Annotated in this window: 16 protein-coding genes; 5 read left to right on the top strand and 11 right to left on the bottom strand. The window is 65.6% G+C overall.

From position 1 onward, the window contains the following. Positions 1-6: 6 nt before the first annotated feature. Both EAH73_RS15370 and EAH73_RS15365 read right to left on the bottom strand, forming a co-directional pair. Complete coding sequence (locus EAH73_RS15370) at positions 7-1,503, bottom strand: lipopolysaccharide biosynthesis protein (protein ID WP_140468084.1); 1,497 nt, start codon at positions 1,501-1,503, stop codon at positions 7-9. 126 nt (positions 1,504-1,629) lie between these two features. Beyond that, positions 1,630-2,418 carry an enoyl-CoA hydratase/isomerase family protein gene (locus EAH73_RS15365; protein WP_140468082.1) on the bottom strand — a complete coding sequence of 263 codons (789 nt, stop codon included), beginning with the start codon at positions 2,416-2,418 and terminating at the stop codon, positions 1,630-1,632. A gap of 224 nt (positions 2,419-2,642) precedes the next feature. On the opposite strand from EAH73_RS15365, the gene mscL reads away from it, so the two are divergent. Further along, positions 2,643-3,020: a large conductance mechanosensitive channel protein MscL gene (mscL, locus tag EAH73_RS15360; RefSeq protein ID WP_205013011.1), complete on the top strand. Its 378-nt coding sequence runs from the start codon at positions 2,643-2,645 to the stop codon at positions 3,018-3,020. A gap of 192 nt (positions 3,021-3,212) precedes the next feature. Continuing rightward, a complete protein-coding gene (locus EAH73_RS15355) occupies positions 3,213-3,590 on the top strand; it encodes a hypothetical protein (protein ID WP_140468080.1) in 378 nt (125 codons plus the stop codon). A gap of 197 nt (positions 3,591-3,787) precedes the next feature. On the opposite strand, the gene infB is transcribed toward EAH73_RS15355, so the two are convergent. The 3 genes from infB to EAH73_RS15340 all read right to left on the bottom strand — a co-directional run bounded on the left by infB (position 3,788) and on the right by EAH73_RS15340 (position 9,008). Beyond that, positions 3,788-6,886: a translation initiation factor IF-2 gene (infB, locus tag EAH73_RS15350; RefSeq protein WP_140468078.1), complete on the bottom strand. Its 3,099-nt coding sequence runs from the start codon at positions 6,884-6,886 to the stop codon at positions 3,788-3,790. 123 nt (positions 6,887-7,009) lie between these two features. After that, positions 7,010-8,395, bottom strand: coding sequence for a transcription termination factor NusA (nusA, locus tag EAH73_RS15345; RefSeq protein ID WP_140468076.1), 1,386 nt, complete (start codon positions 8,393-8,395; stop codon positions 7,010-7,012). Positions 8,396-8,534: 139 nt separating this feature from the next. Next, the gene (locus EAH73_RS15340) at positions 8,535-9,008 is read right to left on the bottom strand and encodes a ribosome maturation factor (protein ID WP_140468074.1); all 474 of its coding nucleotides are present in this window, start codon (positions 9,006-9,008) and stop codon (positions 8,535-8,537) included. A 159-nt stretch (positions 9,009-9,167) separates the two neighbouring features. Between EAH73_RS15340 and EAH73_RS15335 the strand changes: the two genes are divergently transcribed. Genes EAH73_RS15335 through EAH73_RS15325 form a run of 3 tightly spaced genes read left to right on the top strand, consistent with a single transcriptional unit; the run spans position 9,168 to position 11,340 of the window. Further along, positions 9,168-9,764 (top strand): hypothetical protein, encoded by a 597-nt coding sequence (locus EAH73_RS15335; protein WP_140468072.1) that lies wholly within the window; start codon positions 9,168-9,170, stop codon positions 9,762-9,764. A 38-nt stretch (positions 9,765-9,802) separates the two neighbouring features. Beyond that, positions 9,803-10,591, top strand: a complete 789-nt coding sequence (locus EAH73_RS15330) for an alpha/beta fold hydrolase (protein WP_140468070.1) — start codon at positions 9,803-9,805, stop codon at positions 10,589-10,591. A 35-nt stretch (positions 10,592-10,626) separates the two neighbouring features. Then, positions 10,627-11,340: an SAM-dependent methyltransferase gene (locus EAH73_RS15325; protein WP_240047280.1), complete on the top strand. Its 714-nt coding sequence runs from the start codon at positions 10,627-10,629 to the stop codon at positions 11,338-11,340. Between the two features lie 79 nt (positions 11,341-11,419). Here the strand turns inward: EAH73_RS15325 and EAH73_RS15320 are convergent, their stop codons facing one another. The 6 genes from EAH73_RS15320 to EAH73_RS15295 all read right to left on the bottom strand — a co-directional run bounded on the left by EAH73_RS15320 (position 11,420) and on the right by EAH73_RS15295 (position 19,000). Continuing rightward, the gene (locus EAH73_RS15320; protein WP_140468068.1) at positions 11,420-12,781 is read right to left on the bottom strand and encodes an ammonium transporter; all 1,362 of its coding nucleotides are present in this window, start codon (positions 12,779-12,781) and stop codon (positions 11,420-11,422) included. A 121-nt stretch (positions 12,782-12,902) separates the two neighbouring features. After that, positions 12,903-14,216 (bottom strand): sensor histidine kinase, encoded by a 1,314-nt coding sequence (locus tag EAH73_RS15315; RefSeq protein ID WP_240047278.1) that lies wholly within the window; start codon positions 14,214-14,216, stop codon positions 12,903-12,905. After that, entirely contained in the window at positions 14,213-15,592 is a 1,380-nt protein-coding gene (locus tag EAH73_RS15310; RefSeq protein WP_140468066.1) for a sigma-54-dependent transcriptional regulator, read from the bottom strand. The genes EAH73_RS15315 and EAH73_RS15310 overlap by 4 nt, the downstream gene beginning before the upstream one ends. 67 nt (positions 15,593-15,659) lie before the next feature. Beyond that, complete coding sequence (locus EAH73_RS15305) at positions 15,660-16,361, bottom strand: head GIN domain-containing protein (RefSeq protein WP_140468064.1); 702 nt, start codon at positions 16,359-16,361, stop codon at positions 15,660-15,662. A gap of 186 nt (positions 16,362-16,547) precedes the next feature. Further along, a complete protein-coding gene (locus EAH73_RS15300; RefSeq protein WP_140468062.1) occupies positions 16,548-17,750 on the bottom strand; it encodes an ABC transporter permease in 1,203 nt (400 codons plus the stop codon). Further along, entirely contained in the window at positions 17,747-19,000 is a 1,254-nt protein-coding gene (locus tag EAH73_RS15295) for an ABC transporter permease (protein ID WP_140468060.1), read from the bottom strand. The genes EAH73_RS15300 and EAH73_RS15295 overlap by 4 nt, the downstream gene beginning before the upstream one ends. Positions 19,001-19,013: the final 13 nt, after the last annotated feature.

Here is a 19,013-nt window from a genome sequence, read left to right as displayed (position 1 = left end):
GCCGGGCTAAGCGCGCCGCAGGTGGCGGCCTTCGCCCAGCCACAGGGCCCCCACGAAGGCCAGCGACAAGGCCACGTGCCAAGCGTGGCGGGGGCCCCAGCCGGCCACCGGCACCCACCAGCCCAGCGCCACCAGGCCCACGGCCAGCGCCAGCCACAGGCCCAGCCGGCCCACCGGGTACGGCACCGGGAAGTGCCGCTCGCCCAGCCGCCAGCACAGCACGGCCATCATAAAGTAGCAGGCCAGCGTGGCGATGGCCGAGCCCATGTAGCCCAGCACCGGAATCAGCAGAAAGTTGAGAGCGATGGTGAGCACCGCCCCACCGGCCCCGATGTAGGTGCCGTAGTAGGTTTTGTCGGTCAGCTTAAACCACACCGACAGGTTGTAGTACACGCCCAAAAACAGGTTGGCCAGCAGCAGCACCGGCACCACAGCCAGCCCCTGCCGGTACTCGGCTCCACGGAGGAACTTCCCAAAGTCTTCCAGGTTCAGGCTGATGACCACGAAAATAACCGCGCAGCACAGCGTAAACCACTTGAGCACCAGCGCAAACGTGGCCGGCGAGTTCTTCTCGGTGCTTTGGGAGAAGAAGAACGGCTCGGCGGCGTACCGAAACGCCTGGATGACGAGCGACATGAAGATGCTCAGCTTGTAGCACGCCCCGTAGATGCCCACCGCCGTGAGGCTGCTCTGCCCCGGGTAAAAGCCCACGGGCAGCCACTTGGGCAGCAAAATTCGGTCGAGGGTTTCGTTCACCATGCCGGCCAACCCCATCAGCATCAGCGGGTAGGCGTACTTCAGCATCGGCCGCAGGGGGCCCCAGCTGAACTGAAACCGGAAGTCGAGCAGCTCGCGGGCCAGCAGCAGCAGCGTGGCCGCGCTGGCCACTAGGTTGGCCAGGAATACGTAGCCCACGCCCAGGCCGGGGTCGTACACGCGGGCCACCAGGGGCCCCAGCGCGGGCAGCCACTTGCCGCTGGCCACGGCCGGGCACAGCACGATAAAGAACAGGTTCAAAGCCACGTTGAGCACGATGCCGGCCATCTTCACGGCGGCAAACTTGCGGGCCTTGTTCTCGAGCCGCAGCCGGGCAAAGGGCAGCACCGACACCGCATCGAGGCCCAGAATCAGGGCCACCCAGTAGGCGTAGCGCTCGTTGCCGGGTCCAATGTCGAGCAAGCCCAGCAGCGGGCGGGCCAGGGCCATCAGCAGCAGCGTGAGCCCGACGCTGCTCAGCAGCAGCAGGCTCAGGGAGCGGTTGTACAGCTCGCGGCGGTCGGTGCCGGGGCGGTTGGCGAAGCGGAAGTACGTGGTTTCCATGCCGTAGGTGAACACCACGATCAGAAACGACACGTAGGCGTACAGCCCCGTCACTACCCCGTACTCGGCCGCCGCAAACGCGCCCGTGTAGATGGGCACCAGCAGGTACGTCAGCACCCGCCCCACAATGCTGCTCACCCCATACACCGCGGTTTGGGAGGCCAGCTTTTTGGCAATACTCATTCAGTATGATACAGTTATTAGTTGCTAGTTGTCAGTTGTCAGAAAGCCTTGTCCACTGGGGCCCTATTGCTTCGAAACGCAGTGGCGAGACTGACAACCGACAACTACCAACCGACAACTGGTAGATTATTTTCCTTGGAACACCGGCGGCCGCTTTGCCACAAACGCCTGGGTGCCTTCTTTGAAATCGTCGGTTTGGAAGGCGTGGCCAAAGGCTTCGGCTTCCGCCGCGTAGCCGTCCTGGCCCGGGGCGTAGCCGGCGTTCACGCTCCCGATGACCAGGCCGAGGGCCACGGGGCCCTTGCTCAGCATCTTGGCCAGCAGCTGCCGGCAGAAATCCAGCAGCTCGGCCGCCGGCACCACGTGGTTGGCCAGGCCCAGGCGCAGGGCCTCGTCGGCCTTTATCATGTCGGCCGTCAGCATCAGCTCCAAGGCCTTGGCCTTGCCCACCAGCTGGGGCAGGCGCTGGGTACCGCCGTAGCCGGGCAGCAGGCCCAGGCTCACTTCGGGCAGGCCAAAGCGGGCCGTATCGGCGGCCACGCGCAGGTGGCAAGCCATGGCCAGCTCGCAGCCGCCGCCCAGCGCGAAGCCGTTCACGGCGGCCACCACCGGCTTGGGGCTGCGCTCGAACTGGGCAAACACCCGCTGCCCGTAGGCCGAGGCCCCCGCGGCCTGCACGGGCGTGAGGGCGGCCAGCTCGGCAATGTCGGCCCCCGCCACGAAGGCCTTCTCGCCGCTGCCCGTGAGCAGGATGGCGCGCACCGCGGGGTCGGCCAGGGCCTCCTGGCCCGCCGCGTCGAGCTCCGCGATAGTGGCCGCGTTCAGGGCGTTCAGCTTGGCGGGGCGGTTGACGGTGAGGGTGAGCACGCCGGTGGCGGCGTCCAGGTCATAGAGCAGGTTGTCGAAGGAGGCCATTGGGCAGGGGCTAAGCGGTTGGCGCAAAGGTAGGGCCCCGGCCGGGGGCCCTGCCCGCGGCCGGGGCCCCCGGGGCAGCTTCCGCTACCCGCGCCTGTGCAGTAATACCATGCTATATTACTATTCTCATTGTATATTTACGGCAAACACCTCTCGTTCATTTAAAAGCAATCTTACCCTGGTTCCGCTTTTCATTTTCTTCTTTTCACTTTTCTTTTTTCATTATGAGCATTGTTTCCGAATTTAAAGAGTTCATTTCCAAGGGCAACGTGCTCGACCTCGCGGTGGGCGTCATCATTGGCGCAGCGTTTGGCAAAATCGTTTCCTCGCTCACCGACGACATCCTCATGCCCTTGGTGGGAATGGTGGGCGGGGCGCCCGATTTTTCCGCCATCCACGTGGGGCCCCTGAAAGTGGGCCTGTTCCTGAACGCCGTGGTAGGTTTCCTCATCCTGGCATTCATCATTTTTCTGATTGTGAAGGGCGCCAATACCATCAAGAAAGCCCCGGTGGAAGTAGCCCCCGTAGCTCCCGTCGACACCAAAGACCAGGTGCTGCTCGCCGAAATCCGCGACGCCCTCCGCGCCGGCGGCCGGCTGTAAGCCGCCGTTGGTCGGCTTAGCCCAGCCATTGAGCGGGGGCCCTGGCATTCAGGGCCCCCGCTCAATGGCTGGGCTTCATTTTTGCAGGTGGCCCGGCAGCACGCGCCACCAGGCCGGCCAAGCGAACTTATCTTGCCGGCGGCCGGTTGCCGCGGTGCTTTACTACTTTTCCACCTGCTTCTCCCCTGCTGCATGAAAAACTTGTTCGCTGCCGTTGCCCTCGCGGGCCTAGGTTTGGTTGTTGCCGCGCCTGCCGTCGCCCAGTCGGCCCCGGCCGACCCACGCCAGCCCGCCCAAACGGCCGAAGACATGAAGCGCACCCAGCAGATGCAGGTGCTGGAGGCCCGCGCCGGCATCGCCACCGCCAACACCAGCCTCGGCCGGGCAGCGGGCCCCGCGCGGCAGTACGATACCAAAGCCGGCGGCTTCACGGTGCGCAAGTTCAAGGCTGCCCCGGGCTCGGGCAAGCAGGAGCGCGGCCAGATGCACCCGGCCGGCGGTGCCAACCCCTCGGGCAAGCCCCTGGTGCACAAGCACCCGCGCCGCAAAAAGCACTTCTTGTTCTTCTAAATCACAGATTTTGCAGATTAAGGCAGATTTTTTCAGATTCTAGAATCGGGTCCTGGGGGCCCCTGGGCTTAGTACTTAGCTGCCTGTAGCGCTGGCGCTACTTTTTGTTGACTATTTCTTTTCGGGTACAAAAGCAAAAAGGCGACCTTCTCAGGTCGCCTTTTTGCTTTTTACTCATCAGCTACAAAATCCGTGGCCTAGAGGGTACGCTTGATTTCTTTCTCTTCGAAGCCCTCAATGTTGTCGCCTTCTTGCAACTCGTTGAAGTTCTTGATGGAAATACCGCACTCGTAGCCTTGGCGCACTTCCGACACGTCGTCTTTGAAGCGCTTGAGGTCCTGGATTTCGCCGGTGTGCATCACGATGCCGTCGCGCACCACCCGCACGCGGGTGCGGCGGGTAAAGGAGCCGTCCGTCACCATACAGCCGGCAATGGTGCCGACTTTGGTGATGTTGAACACGATACGCACTTCGGCGTTGGCCACCACCACTTCCTGCACCGTCGGGGCCAGCATGCCTTCCATGGCATCCTTCACCTCGTTGATGGCGTTGTAAATGATGCTGTACAAGCGCACGTCAATCTGCTCCTGTTCAGCCAGCTTGCGGGCACTCTGCGAGGGCCGCACCTGGAAGCCGATGATGATGGCGTCGGAGGCCGAAGCCAGCAGCACGTCGCTTTCCGAGATGGCACCCACCCCTTTCGAGAGGATATTCACCTTCACTTCCGGCGTGCTCAGCTTCAGCAGCGAGTCCGACAGGGCTTCCACCGAGCCGTCCACGTCGCCCTTCACCAAGATGTTCAATTCCTTGAACGAGCCAATCGCCAGGCGGCGGCCAATCTCGTCGAGGGTAATGTGCTTCTTGGTGCGGATGCTCTGCTCGCGGGCCAGCTGCAAGCGCTGGGTAGCGGTTTCGCGGGCCTCGCGCTCCGTTTCCATCACCTGGATGCGGTCGCCGGCCTGGGGGGCCCCGGTGAGGCCCAGTACCTGCACCGGCGTAGCGGGCGGCGCGGTTTTCATCTTTTTGCCGCGGTGGTCGGTCATGGCCTTCACGCGGCCGTAGTGCGGGCCGGCCAGTACGATGTCGCCCACGTTCAGGGTGCCGGTTTGCACCAGCACGGTGGTCACGTAGCCACGGCCCTTGTCGAGCGAGGCTTCGATGACGGTACCGATGGCACCACGGTCGGGGTTGGCCTTCAGCTCCAGCAGCTCGGCTTCGAGCAGCACTTTCTCCAGCAGCTCGTCAATGCCGAGGCCCGACTTAGCCGATACCTCTTGGCTCTGGTATTTCCCACCCCATTCTTCGACCAGAATATTGATTTGCGACAGCTCCTCGCGGATTTTCTCCGGGTTGGCGCTGGCCTTGTCAATCTTGTTCAGGGCGATAATGATGGGTACCCCCGCCGCCTGGGCGTGGTTGATGGCCTCCTTCGTCTGGGGCATTACCGAGTCGTCGGCCGCCACCACAATGATGGCAATGTCCGTCACCTTGGCACCACGGGCCCGCATGGCCGTAAAGGCTTCGTGGCCCGGGGTGTCGAGGAAGGTAATCGGAACGCCGTTCTTGGTTTTCACCTCGTAGGCACCGATGTGCTGCGTAATTCCGCCGGCCTCGCCGCGGGCCACGTTGGCGTCGCGGATATAGTCAAGCAACGACGTTTTGCCGTGGTCGACGTGGCCCATGATGGTCACGATGGGGGCCCGGGGGCGCAGATCTTCCTCGGCGTCGCCGGCGTCGATGCTGATTTCCTCTTCCTCAGCCGACAGGAATTCCACGTCGAAGCCGAACTCATCGGCAATTACCGTAATGGCTTCCGCGTCGAGGCGTTGGTTGATGGACACGAACATGCCCATGCCCAAGCATACCTTAATGACCTCGTTCACGTTCACGTCCATCAGCGAGGCCAAGTCGTTGGCCGAGATGAATTCGGTGAGCTTGAGGGTCTTGGCGTCAAGCTCGTTCTGCGCCCGCAGGGCCTCGCGGTCCTCGGCCAGCATGCTGCGCTTGTCGCGGCGGTACTTGGCGCGGTTGGTTTGGTTGGTTTTGGTACCACCCAGCTTTGCCAGCGTCGCCTTGATCTGCTCTTGGATCTGCTTCTCAGCTTGCTCCGGCGTAAGAGCCGGGGCGTTGGGCCGGGGAGCGGGCTGGCCGGGGCGGTTGCCGCCTGCTTGGCCGGGGCGGTTGCCACCGGGCTGGTTGGGGCGGTTGCCTTGGTAGCCGCCGCCCGTGCTGGGCGCGCTGGTACCAGTGCCGGTGCCGGGAGGGCCGGGCAAGCGGGTGCGCTTCTTCTGGCCAGGGCCAGCGGGCAAGCCGCGCTTGTTCACGTCGGACGACGCGATGGGCCGGGGGCCGCGGCCACCGGGGCCCCGGCGGTCGTTATTAGTAGCCGAGAGGTCAATCTTGCCCAGTACCGTCAGGCCCTTCAGCTGGTCGGCTTTGGCCGTGATGGTGCCGGCCGGCTCTTCGGCCACGGGGGCCGCAGGTGCTTCGGCCGCAGCTGGCGCCGCCGCCACGGGGGCAGCAGCGGCTGGCGCGGCGGCGGGGGCCGCTGCTGGTGTTGCCGCAACTGGCGTAGCCGCCACAGGAGCGGCCGGGGCGGGAGCGGCGGCCGGAGCCGGAGCAGCCGCGGGGGCAGCGGCTTGCACAGGGGCTGCGGGCACCGGCGTAGCCACTGGCTGCGGAGCAGCTGGGGCCGGGGTGGGTGCTGCCGTTACCGGAGCTGGAGCCGCAGCGGCCGTAGCCACCGGCGTTGCAGCGGCCGGAGCCGTTACTGGCGCAGTAGCCACGGGGGCAGCCGGGGTTTCCACAGGCTTGGGGCGAGGGGGTACCACGCGACCACGGCTATCGAGCTCGATTTTACCCAGTACTTTCAGGCCGGGTACGGAGGGCGTTTCGGTAACCACGGCGGCTGGTGCCGCAGCGGCTGCCGGGGTCGGGGCCGCGGGTGCTGCTTGGGCGGCTACTGGAGCCGGGGTGGGTGCAGCGGCCGGGGCCGGAGTGGGCGCAGGCTTTGCGGCCACCACCGGCGCGGGGCGCGGCGGGGCAGGCGCGGGCTTGGGGGCCGCGTCCAAGTCACTCTGGCGCTTGGCCTGAATGATCTTCTGCGACTCCTGCCGGTCGAGCGCCGACGAGGCAAATTCCTTCTCCAACAAGCTCACTTGGTCCGCGGTCAGCTTCGTGGTGGGCTTGTTTTCTACTTGTGTTCCTTTTTTGGCCAGGGCGGCAACGGCCGTATCCATGCCAATTCCCAGGTCTTTGGCCGCCTGTTGTAGCCGTTTCGGGGTTGCTTCCGCCATTCTATGTTTCTCGCGAACGATACGCTTCTAAGTGCAAAGGTATTACATTAAATCTTGCCAGCGAGGCGCAAACCGCGCCTGCTGGCGCGATTTAACTTCCTTGCTGTACCGGCCGCCCGGCCGTCATTGGGCCACTTCAGCGGCTGAGCCGGCGCCCGCTTCCTCGGAGGTCGGGGCGGGGGCCCCGGCTTCAGTTGCTGTTTCCACGGTTTCGGCCGCTGGGGCGGCCTTTTTGTTAGCTTCGGCCTGCCGCTCGTCAATGTCGTCGTCGTCGGCAAACTCCTGGCGGATAACCCGGTAGAGGTCGTCCACCGTTTCTTCTTCCAGCTCCGTGCGGCGCACGATGTCGTCTTTCTTCACGGCCAATACGGCGCGGCCGGTGTCGAGGCCGATTTTCTTCAATTCGGCGATGATCCAAGGCTCGATCTCGTCGCTGAATTCTTCGAGCGAGATGTCCTCTTCGTAGTCGATGGCTTCGCGGAAAACGTCGATTTCCATACCTACCAACCGGCTGGCCAGCTTAATGTTGGCGCCGCCGCGGCCGATGGCCAAGCTCACCTGGTCGGGCTTCATGAACACCGACACGCGACCGTTTTCGGGGTTGATTTTCATCGAGCCCACTTTGGCCGGCGACAGGGCCCGGGCGATGTACAGCTCCAGGTTGTCGGTATAGTTGATGATGTCGATGTTCTCGTTTTCGAGCTCGCGCACCACCGGGTGGATGCGGCTGCCTTTCATACCCACGCAGGCGCCCACCGGGTCGATGCGCTCGTCGTAGCTCTCCACGGCCACTTTGGCGCGCTCGCCGGGCTCGCGCACCACGTTTTTGATGGTGATCAGGCCGTCGTAAATCTCGGGCACTTCCAGCTCAAACAAGCGCTCGAGGAACGCCGGGGCGGCGCGCGAGAGGATGATTTTGGGCGTGCCGTTGATGACTTCCACGCGGTGCACCACGGCGCGCACGGTGTCGCCCTTGCGGAAGCGGTCTTTGGGAATCTGCTCGCCTTTCGGCATCACCAGCTCGTTGTCGTCCTTGTCCATGATGAGGGCCTCGCGGCTCCACACTTGGTACACTTCGCCGGTCACGATTTCGCCCACCTGGTCCTTGTACTTCTGGTACAGGTTGTCGCGCTCGAGGTCCTTCACGCGTTGAATCAGCGTTTGGCGGGCCATGAGCACGGCGCGGCGGCCAAAGTCTTCGAGCTTGATGGATACGGGGAGGGTTTCACCTACTTCGAAGTCGGGCTCGATTTTCTGGGCTTCGGCCAACGGAATCTTGTCGAAATCCCAGATGTCCTCCGAGTTGTCGTCCACGATTTCGCGGTTACGCCAGATTTCCAGGTCGCCGTTGTCGGGGTTGATGATGACGTCGAAGTTGCTGTCTTCGTCAAACTTCTTGCGAATCATCGTGCGGAACACCTCGTCCAGGATGGACATCATCGTGGGCCGGTCGATGTTTTTGCTGCGTGCAAATTCGCCGAAGGATTCGATTAGTTCGTTGCTATTCATAAATCGCAGATTTTGCAGATTTTTGGGATTTCGCTGATTCGTCTTTTGGTCAGATTTTTCGGGTTTTCTCAAATTGCGTGGCTTTGCCGGCGGGCGGCCTCACAATCGGTAAAATCCAAAAAATCTGCAGAACCTGCGATTATTTGAAGGAGATAACAACCGTGGCCTCTTTTATGTCCCCGAAGGGATAGAAGGCTGCGGGCAGGATGTTTTTTTTGGTTTTGACCTTGACGACCTCGGCAATTTCGACGCCCTCGGGGGTGGCGGCGAGCAGCTCACCGGTTTTCTCGGTGCCGTCGGCCAGCTTGAGGGCCAGCGAGCGGCCGATGTGGCGCTGGTACTGGCGCGGGTCGGTGAGGGGCTGGTCGGCGCCGGGGCTCGTCACTTCGAGCGAGTAGGCGGCTTCTTCGCCGTAGTGCTCGTCGATGCGGCGGGCCAGGCGGCGGCTCACCTTGGCGCACTCCTCGATGCCCAGGCCCTGGGGCCCGTCGAGGGTCACGGTTACTTTGGGTAAAACCGAATCGGAGACGGTCAGGTTCACCAGGAACACGTCCACGTCGTCGCCGATGGCGTCGTGGAGCATTTGCAGCACTAAAGCGCGGTCGAGGACCATAAATTAACCTGGGGCTAGGACAAAAAAAGAGGGGACTGCGCGTCCCCTCTTTTCAGATTGAATACCAAACTTCGGGTACAAAGATACGGCGCGGCCACCGCCAAAGCAAACCGCGCCGGGGGCCCCTACCTTTGGCCGCCGTACCGTTTTGGCTGCCCTATGAAATTTGTTTTGCTGCGCCCGCTGCTCGAAGTGCTGGCGGTGCTGGCCCTGGTGCTGGGCGTGGCGCGGTGGGTGGCCGGCTGGTTTGGCAAGCGCACCCACACCTACCGCGTGACGGCGGCGCGGCAGCTGCGGCTGCTGGCCTGGCCGCTGCTGGCCCTGGGCACCGGCCTGAGCGTGGTGCCGGCCCTGGCCATGGGGCCCCACGGCAGCGCCAGCCCGCTGGAGTGGGGCCTGGCCGCCGGGCTGGTGGCCGTGGCGCTGGCCCTGGGGGCCCCGGCGGCGGTGCTGCACCTGCGCTACTGGGTGCTCAACCACGAAACCGTGCTGGTGCTCCAGCCCAAGGAAAACCGCCTGGAGGTGTACCAGCACGGCCAACGCCAGTACTTCGAGCGGCGCGACATTGCCCGGGTGCAGCGCGTGACGTGCCGCACCCGGGCCACCTTTTGGGCCCCTTATAACTATGTGCGCCTGCTGCTGCACGACGGCCGCGAAATTGTGCTCACCTCCCTGCTGGCCGACCTGGAGCCGCTGACCGTGTTCCTGCGCTCGGTGCCCACCGACCGGCGCACCGTGGCCTGGGCCTGGGCGTAGCCGGGGCCCAACCGGCGGCCACGCCCGACCTTTGCCCCATGTCCGCTTCTCCCCTATTGCACTACCTCGACCAAGGCCAGGGCCGGCCGCTGGTCATTCTCCACGGCTTGTTCGGCACGCTTGACAACTGGCAAACGCTGGCCCGCCGCTGGGCCCAGGACGCGGGCTTGCGCGTCATCAGCGTGGATTTGCGCAACCACGGCCGCTCGTTTCACAACCCCGACCACAGCTACGACGCCATGGCCGCCGACGTGGGGGCCCTGTTCGACCACCTCGGTTTGGGCCCCGACGCCACGCTGATGGGCCACAGCATGGGCGGCAAGGTGGCCATGCGCTTCGCCCTGGGCCGCCCCGAGCGGCTGGCCCGGCTCATTGTGGTGGACATCGCCCCAAATTTTTCCGACATGACGCACCAAGACGAAGTGCTGGCCGGGCTGCGCGCCGTGAACTTGGCCGCCATTACCAACCGGCAGGAGGCCGACGCGGCGCTGGGCCAGCACATCCGCTCGGTGGGCGTGCGGCAGTTTTTGTTGAAGAACTTGTACCGCGACGAGAACAATGCCTTTGCCTGGCGCATCAATCTGCCGGTGCTGGCCGGGGCCATGCCAGCCGTGGGCGAAGAAATCACGGGCGAGCCGTTTCTGAAACCGGCCTTGTTTGTGCGCGGCGGCAAGTCGGACTACATCACGGCCAACGACAAGCTGTACGTCATCCCGGCGCTGTTCCCGAACTCAGAAGTGGCCACCGTGCCTGACGCCGGCCACTGGCTGCACGCCGAAAAGCCCGACGAAGTGTACGAGCTGGTGCGCGCCTTTGCGGGGCAATAGCACCGCTGTTCTCACTTTTTGTACCCTGACTTTCTTTGCCCGCTTTGGCCCTCTACCTCATCCCCACACCCCTAGCCGACGACACGGCCGCGCAGGTGCTGCCGCCGCAGGTGGTGGCCGCCGTGACCCGCCTCCCCTACTTCCTGGTGGAAAATGCCCGCACGGCGCGGCGCTTCGTGAAGAGCGTGGCCCCGGCGCGGGTAATTGAGGAAATTCGCTTCGGCGTGATTGACAAGGACAGCACGCCGGCCGAGGTGCGCGCCGCCCTGGAGCCGCTGCTGCGCGAGGGCCTGGACGCCGGCGTGCTCAGCGAAGCCGGCTGCCCGGGCATTGCCGACCCGGGCGCGGCGCTGGCCGCCGAGGCCCACCGACTGGGCCTGCCCGTGGTGCCGCTGGTGGGGCCCTCGTCGCTGCTACTGGCGCTGATGGCCTCGGGCCTGAACGGGCAGCAATTCGCGTTTCACGGCTACTTGCCCATCGAGAAGGGGCCCCGGGCCACGGCCATCAAGGCCCTGGAGCGCGAGGCCCAGCAACGCCAGCAGAGCCAGCTGTTTATCGAAACGCCTTACCGCAACGGGGCCCTATTCCTGGATTTGCTGGCCCACTTGCAGCCCGCCACGCGCCTGTGCGTGGCGGCTGATGTGACGGGGGCAGGCGAGTTCATCCGCACCTTACCGGTGGCCGAATGGCGGAAGCAGCCGGCGCCGGAACTGCACAAGATTCCGACCGTATTTGTACTCGGGGTATAAAAATATACCAAAGGCACAAAAAAGAGGGCCCCGGCGGCGAATTATCGCTCACCGCCGGGGCCCTCTTTTTTGTGCAAACTTAGTTCACCAGCGCCGTTTCGCCGTGCTGGCTGGTGTCGAGGCCGTGGGCTTCGTGCTCGGCATTTACCCGGATGGGGATGAGCAAGTTGGTGAGCTTATAGAGCAGGTAGGAGCCGCTGAAGGTGAAGGCCGAGATGAAGACTAGGGCCCCCAGGTGCTTGTAGAGCAGCACCGGCGAGCCGGTGGTGGCCCAGCCGCCTTCCTGGGCAAATACGGCCGTGAGCACCATGCCCACGATGCCGCCCACGCCGTGGCACGGAAACACGTCGAGGGTGTCGTCGAGGTTGGTGCGGCTCTTCAGATCGACGGCGAAGGCGCTGACGGCCGCCGCCACCACCCCGATGAACAGCGCCGGCCCGTAGCTCACGTAGCCGGCCCCGGGCGTGATGGCCACCAGGCCCACCACGGCCCCGATGGCCGCGCCCGCCGCCGAGGGCCGCTGCCCGCGCACGGCCTCGATCAGCATCCAGGTGAGCATGGCGGCGGCCGAAGCCAGGTGGGTGGTGAAGAACGCCTGCACGGCCACCGCGTTGGCCGCCAGGGCCGAGCCGGCGTTGAAGCCGAACCAGCCGAACCACAGCAGGCCCGTGCCCAGCAGCACGAAGGGCACGTTAGTGGGCACGTGCTGGTGGCCCTCTTTGTGCACGTGGCGGCGGCCCAGGGCCAGGGCCCCGGCCAGCGCCGCGAAGCCCGCCGAGATGTGCACCACCGTGCCGCCCGCAAAATCGAGCACGCCCCACTTAAATAGGAAGCCGTCAGGGTGCCAGGTCCAGTGGGCCAAGGGGCAGTAAATCAGGAGGCTGAACAGGCACATGAACAGCAGGTAGCCCCAAAACCGGATGCGCTCAGCAAAGGCCCCGCTGATGAGGGCCGGCGTGATGATGGCAAACTTGAGCTGGAACGAGGCGAAGAGCACCAGCGGCAGGTGAGGCGCGATGCGCGGGTGCGGGGCCGTGCCCACGTGGTTGAAAAGCAGGAACGTGAGCGGGTTGCCGATAATGCCGTGGAAGCTGTCGCCGAAGGCCAGCGAAAAGCCCACCACGTACCACAGCACGGAGATGACGCCGAGGGCGATAAAGCTCTGCAAGAGCGTGGAAATCACGCTCTTCTTGCTCACCATGCCGCCGTAGAAGAAGGCCAGGCCGGGCGTCATCAGCAGCACGAGGCCCGAGGAGCTGAGCATCCAGGCAATGTCGGCGGGGTCGAACGCGTGGGGGGCGGCGTCGGGGTGCACTTGCGGGGCAAAGGCCGCCGCGCACGCTACCAAAAACAGCACGCCCACCGTGACGGAGGCCAGCCACTGCTTGCGCGAGAGGGCAGCTGCAGTTTCGAGGGTGGTCGGTTCTAAATCTACGATCATTCGCCGGCAGCAGGGGTAATTTTTCTCCCTACCACCAGCAAAAATAGCTAAAATCCAAAATTCACCCTTACGTTTTTAGCGGTTTCGTCTTTTTTTTAAGATTTCGGCCGGCCAGGGCCAATCAGGGCGTGCCGATGGTGAAGGCCGTGCGCCCCGGGGCCCCAGGGGCCAAGTTGAACGCAAAGCCGTGGGCCAGTAGCACGTCGCGCACCAGCGTGAGGCCGATGCCCTGCCCGCCGCGCTTGGTGCTAAAAAACGCCGTGAACAGCCGCTCGCGCACCTCGGGCGTAAGCGGGGCCCCGTCGTTCTCAATACTGATGCTGAATGGGTTGGTCGTGGTGCGCACCCAAATGTTGCCGTCCGTGCCGATGGCTTCGAGGGCGTTCTTGGCCACGTTCAGCAGGGCCTGCTCCAGCTGGGGCGCATCGGCCTCAATAATAAGCGGCGCGTCGGCCAGCTCCCAGTGCCAGGCCACGCGGCGCTCGGCGCTCTGGGGCCCCAGTAGGCGGCCCAGGTTGCGCAGCAGGGCGTGCACGTCGGTGGGCGCAAGGTGCGGCGCGGGCAGGCGCACAAGGCGGGCGAAATCGGCGATGAAGCTGGCCAGCTGCGTGTTGCGGGCGATGCTCACGTCGATGGCTTCGGTGAAATCGGGGCGGTCGGCGGGCGCGAGCTGCGGGGCGTAGTGCTGGAAGCTGCCCAAAATGGAGTTGATGGCCCCGATGGAGTTGTTGATTTCATGCGACATGAGCCGGATGAGCTGCTCATAAGCTTGCTTTTCCTGCTTGATGAGCTCCTGCGTCAACTCTTCCAGCACCACAAACCGGCGCGTGAAGCCCCGGTCGAGGAAGTGCGCGGCATGGGCGCGGTAGGCCTGCAGGCCCGAGAGGCGCAGCGCCCGCGGCTGGCCCTCGGCTAGGGCCCCCAGCGCGGGGCCCCAGGGTCCCGGCAGGGCCCCTAGCGGCTGGCCCAACCAGGCCGGGGGCCCCGCGCCGGCCGGGCCGATGAAGCGCACCGCCGCCGCGTTGGCATGCTCCACATTTCCCTCAAAATCAAGGATTAAAACGCCGGCGGGCGAGGCTTCGATGAGGCGTTCTAGTAGGATGCTTTTCTCGTGCTGGCTCACCCGCTCGCGGCGCAACGCGTCGATCATGGAGTTGTATACGCCGATGAGCTGGTCCATTTCGCGCTGGCCCACGGGCACGAACTTCAGCGTGAAATCGCGCGCTTGCATGGCCGCCGTGCCCGCCGCAATGAGCTGCAGCGGCCGCACAAAGCCCCGGTAGAGCTGCGCGCTCAGCACCAGGCTGCCCAGCAGCAGCAGCTCGGTGGCGATGAACAGCCCCGCGTTGGTGGTACGCAGCTGGGCCGCCAGCGCCACCAGCACCGCGTGGATGACCACGACGAAGAGCAGGAACTTTACCCGCAGGCTCATCATGCCGGCTCGTCGTAAGGAATGCCGTACTTGTCGAGGCGCCGGTACAGGGCCCCGCGGCTGAGGCCCAGGGCCTTGGCTACCCGGCTCAGGTTGCCCTGGTGGTGGGCCACGCTCTGGCGGATGGCCTGGGCTTCGAGCTGATCGAGGGTGAGGGTGCCGGGCACGGCGCCGGGGGCCGGCGCGGGCGCTGGGGCCCCGGCGCCGCTCTGCTGGAAGTCGGCGGGCGTCAGCTCGTCGTGGCCGCTGACGAGCACGGCGCGCTCCACCAGGTTTTTCAGCTCGCGGATGTTGCCGGGCAGCGGCTGCGCTTGCAGCCAGTGCAGCGCCGGGGCCCCCACGCGCAGGCCGGGGCGCTGGTAGGTGGCGCGCAGCTGGGCCAGGAAGTGGCGCACCAGCAACGGCACGTCGTGGGGCCGCTCGCGCAGGGCGGGCAGGCGCAACGTGATGAGGTTGAGGCGGTAGAAGAGGTCTTCGCGGAAGCGGCCTTGGGCTACCAGCTCCGCCAGGTTCTTGTTTGTAGCGGCCACCACGCGCAGGTCAAGGCGGCGGGGCTTGCTGTCGCCGAGTACCTCGTAGGTGCGGTCTTGCAGCACGCGCAGCAGCTTCACTTGGCTGGCCAGCTCCAGCTCGCCGATTTCATCCAGGAAAATGGTGCCGCCGTTGGCCAGCTCGAAGCGGCCCACCCGGTCGGCCTTGGCGTCGGTGAAGGCACCGCGCCGGTGGCCAAATAGCTCACTCTCGAACAGCGACGACGAGATGCCGCCCAGGTTCACCTTCACGAAGGGCTGGCCGCGGCGGCGGCTGTTCTGGTGCAGGGCTTCGGCAATCAGCTCCTTGCCGGTGCCGCTTTCGCCCTCGATGAGCACGGAGGCATCGGTGGCCGCCACTTGGCCCACTTGGCGCAGCACGGCCAGCAGGCGCTCGTCTTCGCCCACAATGTCGCTGAGGGCAAACTGCTTGTCCAACGCCCGGCGGCCGGCCGGGGCGCCCTCAGCGGCGGGCCCGGGGCCCCGCAGCGCCAGCGCCGTGCCGATGGTTTGGAGCAGGGCGTCGTTGTGCCAGGGCTTGGTCACGAATTCGGCGGCGCCGGCCTTCATGCCCGCCACGGCCAGCGCAATGGAGCCCCAGCCGGTGATGAGCACCACCGGCACCAGCGGGGCCAGCGCCTTGATTTCGCGCAGCAAGGCCAGGCCGTCGTCGCCAGTGGTGGCGCGCGAGAAGTTCATGTCGAGCAGCACCAGGGCCGGCGTTTCGGCACGCACCGCGGCCAGGGCCCCGGCGGGGCCGTCGGCGGCGCGGGTGGCGTAGCCGGCTTGCTTCAGCAGCAGGCCCAGCGAGGTGCGCACGGCCAGGTCGTCGTCAACGATGAGGATCATGCGAGAGGTAAAAAAAGAACGGCGCGGGGCCCCGGGGCCCCGCGCCGTTCCGGGCGCAAATTTAAAACTACATGCTGCGCACGCTGCCGCCGCTGCCGGTGCGCTTCGTGACGGCGGGCGCGCCCTGGTACTTGATGCTGGCGCCGCTGCTGGCCTCGGCCACCAGGGCCTCGCGCACGGCAATTTTTAGGGTGCTGCCGCTGCTGGCCTGGGCCTCGCACTTGTCGGTTTGCAGGTCCTTGCCGTTGAACACCGAGCCGCTGCCAGTGCGGATGTCGAGGTGCGGGGCCTTGCCCTTGAGGGTGACGACGGAGCCGCTGCCCTGGCGCACGGTGAGGTCGGTGGTGGCCATGTCGGCCCGCAGCGAGGCGCCCGACGACACGTCGAGCTGGAAGTTGGGGGCTGCGTAGTCGCCTTTGGCGTCCACGGCGGCGCCGCTGCCGGCCTCCAGGGCCGTGAGCTGGTCGGCCGTCACGGCCACGCGCAGGTGCTGGGTGCTGGTGTTGCGGCGCACGTTGTCGTCCGGGGTTTCGTATTTAATAACGAGCACGCCGTCCTCCACGGTGGTTTTGATGCGGTCGCGCAGTACGTCGGTTTCGGCGCTGGCTTCCACGCGCTGGGTGTGGCCGGCGGTGAGGTCCAAGGCAATGCCGCTACCGACTTTGATGGCGTGGAACTGGGCCACCGGGCGCACCTGCGCGGCGGTTTGGGCGAGGGCGGGCACCAGGGCCCCCAAGGCGAGCAGGGCGGGGAGAACGAGGTTTTTCATGCGAAAAAAGAGAGAAAGATGAGGCAAGGATTTGGGGCGGTTACCGGGCCCCGGACGGGTTCGTTACAGCGACCGGCAAATAAACCTGGGGCAACCAGGACGCAAGATGCGGCAGGCGCGCCGCCGGTTGCCCGGGGCCCCAAAAAACGACGCCGTACTGCGCGAAGAGTAGGGGCCCCGGGGCCCCTACTCTTCGCGCAGGGCCACGGCGGGCTGGATGCCCGCCGCCAACCGGCTGGGGTACAGCGCGCAGCCCACCGCCAGCAGGTACAGGCCCGCCGCCGCCATGCCCATGGCCGTGAGGTACACACCGGTCGGCACGTCCAGCACGCCCAGCAGCGGGAACTGCATGGCCACCAGCAGGCCCAGCGCCAAACCGAACGTGGTGAGCACCAGTATTTCACCCAGCACCTGCCCGCTGATGGCCCCCGCCGTGGCCCCCATGGCCCGGCGCACGCCGAGCTCGCCCCGCCGCTGGCTGATGTTGAGCCACAGCACCCCGAACAAACCCAGGGCCACGTTGATGAGCAAAAACACGCTCACCACGCCCATGATGACGGGGGGCGTGAGCACCTGCTTGAACTGCACGCGGCGCTGGTTGGCCAGCGGGGTAATGGTGCTGCTCCAGGTGGGGCCGTTGGCGCGGATGTCGTCGCTGATTTTCTTTTCCAGCGCGGCCCCGCTGCCGGGCTGCACCCGCACCAGCAGCGTGGCCAGGGCGTGGGTAGTATCCTGCGGCCCGACGAAGAGAAACACGCCGGGCTTGGGCGCGGCCAGCTCGCCGTCGGTGCGGTAGGGGCCGCTCACGCCCACCACTTTCCACACTTCTTTCCAGTCTTTGGGGCCCTGGATGACCTGGCCCAGCGGCGACTCGCCGGGGGCAAACAGCGCGTCGCGCAGCGCCTCGGTGATGACGACGGCGCGGCTGTTGGCGGCCTCGTCGCGGCGGTCAAACCAGCGGCCGGCTTTCATCTGCAGCCCCATCACGGCGCGCAGCTCGGCGCTGGAATCGAAGTAGTTGGCCACGTCGCACACGCGCTTGCGGGCCCCTTCGCCCGCCGACAAGTCGCCGTTGTTGGAAGCGAAGGCGAAGGGCGTGTTGCCCTCGCTCCGCGCCACGCCGGCCACGCCGGGGGTGGCCTTCAGGTGCTGGATGATCTGCTGGAGGCTGCCCAGCATCTCCCCGCGGCTGGGCTGGCCGCCGGGGTTCAGGCTCACGTTCCACACCTGCTCGTAGGCGAAGCCCAGCGGGGCGCGGTAGTTGCGCCACAGGTACACGCCCAGGCTGCTCACGCCAAACAGCACCACAAAGGCCAGCAGAATTTCGAGCACCAGCAAGCCGTTGGCGCGCTTGCGGTTCCACATCAGGGTGAATAGGTGGCGGATCATGCGGCGTTGTCTCCTTTCAATGCCTTTACGGCTTGTAGCTTGGACATTTTATAAGCGGGGTAGGCCCCCGACAAGAGGCCGAAAAACAGCACCACGCCCAGCGCCATCCCAAACACGCGCCCGTTCAGGGCAAACTCCGAGTGCGGGATGAACTGGCTGCTGTTGAGCAGGTGCAGGGCCCCCGCCGCCAGCCCCAGGCCCAGCACGCCGCCCAGCAGCGTGAGGAAAATATTCTCGACCAGAAACTGCCCCGTGAGCCGGCGCGCCGTGGCCCCGAAGGCCTTGCGCACCCCAATTTCGCCCGAGCGCTCCAGGGTGCGGCTCACGTTAATGTTCACCAGGTTGAGGGCCGGCAGCAGCATGAACAGCAGGGCCAGCAGCCCCAGCACCCGCAGGAAGCGGTTGCTGCTGCTGGGCCCCACGTCGCCGCCGCCGAAGCGCGCCGTGAGGTTGGTCATCAGCGGCAGCGCGTGCGACACGAGCCGCTCGTAGCGCTGGGGGTCGGGCAGGGGCTGGCGCGCAACGAGCTGGTCGTACTCGGCCTGCACCCGCGGCACGTCGGCGGCGCTCCGGGCCAGCACAATGGCCTGGTAGGCGCCCTGCAGGTTGGAACTACGCAAGTCGTCGGTGGTGGTGGTGATGGGCACCCACACGTCGGCGTAGGTGAAGAGGCGCACGATGGGCACGTCGTGCACCACGCCCACCACCCGGTAGCGCACGGCGTCTACCTCAATGGTTTGGCCCACCGCCCCGGCCACCGCGCCGAAGTATTGCCGGGCCGTGGTTTCGCTGATGACGGCCACGTGGGCCGCCGCGCGCACCTCCGGCAGGTTGTAGGGCCGGCCGGCGAGGAAGTCAAAGTCCAGCACTTGCCAGAATGCGCCGTCGGTGCGCCGCTGGTCGAGCTTCAGCGTGTGCTGGCCCACGTAGGCCACCGCCGTGCCGGGGTTAGCCTCGCTCACGGACACCTTTTCGGGCGTGCGCAGGGCCTTCATCTGTTGGTTCACGAAGGCGTAGCCGACGCTCGAATTGTTTTGCCCACCGCCCTTGTAGAGCATTTGCATTCGGTTCACGAACAGCAGCCGGTCGGTGCGCAGCTCGGGCCGGTGGGGCCCCACGGCGTAGTCAAAAAAGGCGTACACGACCAGCAGAATCATCAGCGTGAAGCTGATGCCGAACAGGCTGATGGCGGTGAAGAACTTGCGCCGCAGCAGCACCTTCCAGGCAATTTTCAGGTAGTTCCAGAGCATGGTGGGGAGGGTT

The sequence above is a fragment of the Hymenobacter nivis genome (assembly GCF_006439025.1).
Classification (GTDB): domain Bacteria; phylum Bacteroidota; class Bacteroidia; order Cytophagales; family Hymenobacteraceae; genus Hymenobacter; species Hymenobacter nivis_A.
The sequence above is the reverse complement of the archived record's forward strand: the minus strand, read 5'-3'. Positions and strand labels throughout refer to the sequence as shown.

Bases quoted from the DNA above. Each gene is read 5' to 3' on its own strand.
- EAH73_RS15370 (WP_140468084.1), bottom strand. From the start codon at position 1,503: ATGAGTATTGCCAAAAAGCTGGCCTCCCAAACCGCGGTGTATGGGGTG.
- EAH73_RS15365 (WP_140468082.1), bottom strand. From the start codon at position 2,418: ATGGCCTCCTTCGACAACCTGCTCTATGACCTGGACGCCGCCACCGGC.
- mscL (WP_205013011.1), top strand. From the start codon at position 2,643: ATGAGCATTGTTTCCGAATTTAAAGAGTTCATTTCCAAGGGCAACGTG.
- EAH73_RS15355 (WP_140468080.1), top strand. From the start codon at position 3,213: ATGAAAAACTTGTTCGCTGCCGTTGCCCTCGCGGGCCTAGGTTTGGTT.
- infB (WP_140468078.1), bottom strand. From the start codon at position 6,886: ATGGCGGAAGCAACCCCGAAACGGCTACAACAGGCGGCCAAAGACCTG.
- nusA (WP_140468076.1), bottom strand. From the start codon at position 8,395: ATGAATAGCAACGAACTAATCGAATCCTTCGGCGAATTTGCACGCAGC.
- EAH73_RS15340 (WP_140468074.1), bottom strand. From the start codon at position 9,008: ATGGTCCTCGACCGCGCTTTAGTGCTGCAAATGCTCCACGACGCCATC.
- EAH73_RS15335 (WP_140468072.1), top strand. From the start codon at position 9,168: ATGAAATTTGTTTTGCTGCGCCCGCTGCTCGAAGTGCTGGCGGTGCTG.
- EAH73_RS15330 (WP_140468070.1), top strand. From the start codon at position 9,803: ATGTCCGCTTCTCCCCTATTGCACTACCTCGACCAAGGCCAGGGCCGG.
- EAH73_RS15320 (WP_140468068.1), bottom strand. From the start codon at position 12,781: ATGATCGTAGATTTAGAACCGACCACCCTCGAAACTGCAGCTGCCCTC.
- EAH73_RS15315 (WP_240047278.1), bottom strand. From the start codon at position 14,216: ATGATGAGCCTGCGGGTAAAGTTCCTGCTCTTCGTCGTGGTCATCCAC.
- EAH73_RS15310 (WP_140468066.1), bottom strand. From the start codon at position 15,592: ATGATCCTCATCGTTGACGACGACCTGGCCGTGCGCACCTCGCTGGGC.
- EAH73_RS15305 (WP_140468064.1), bottom strand. From the start codon at position 16,361: ATGAAAAACCTCGTTCTCCCCGCCCTGCTCGCCTTGGGGGCCCTGGTG.
- EAH73_RS15300 (WP_140468062.1), bottom strand. From the start codon at position 17,750: ATGATCCGCCACCTATTCACCCTGATGTGGAACCGCAAGCGCGCCAAC.
- EAH73_RS15295 (WP_140468060.1), bottom strand. From the start codon at position 19,000: ATGCTCTGGAACTACCTGAAAATTGCCTGGAAGGTGCTGCTGCGGCGC.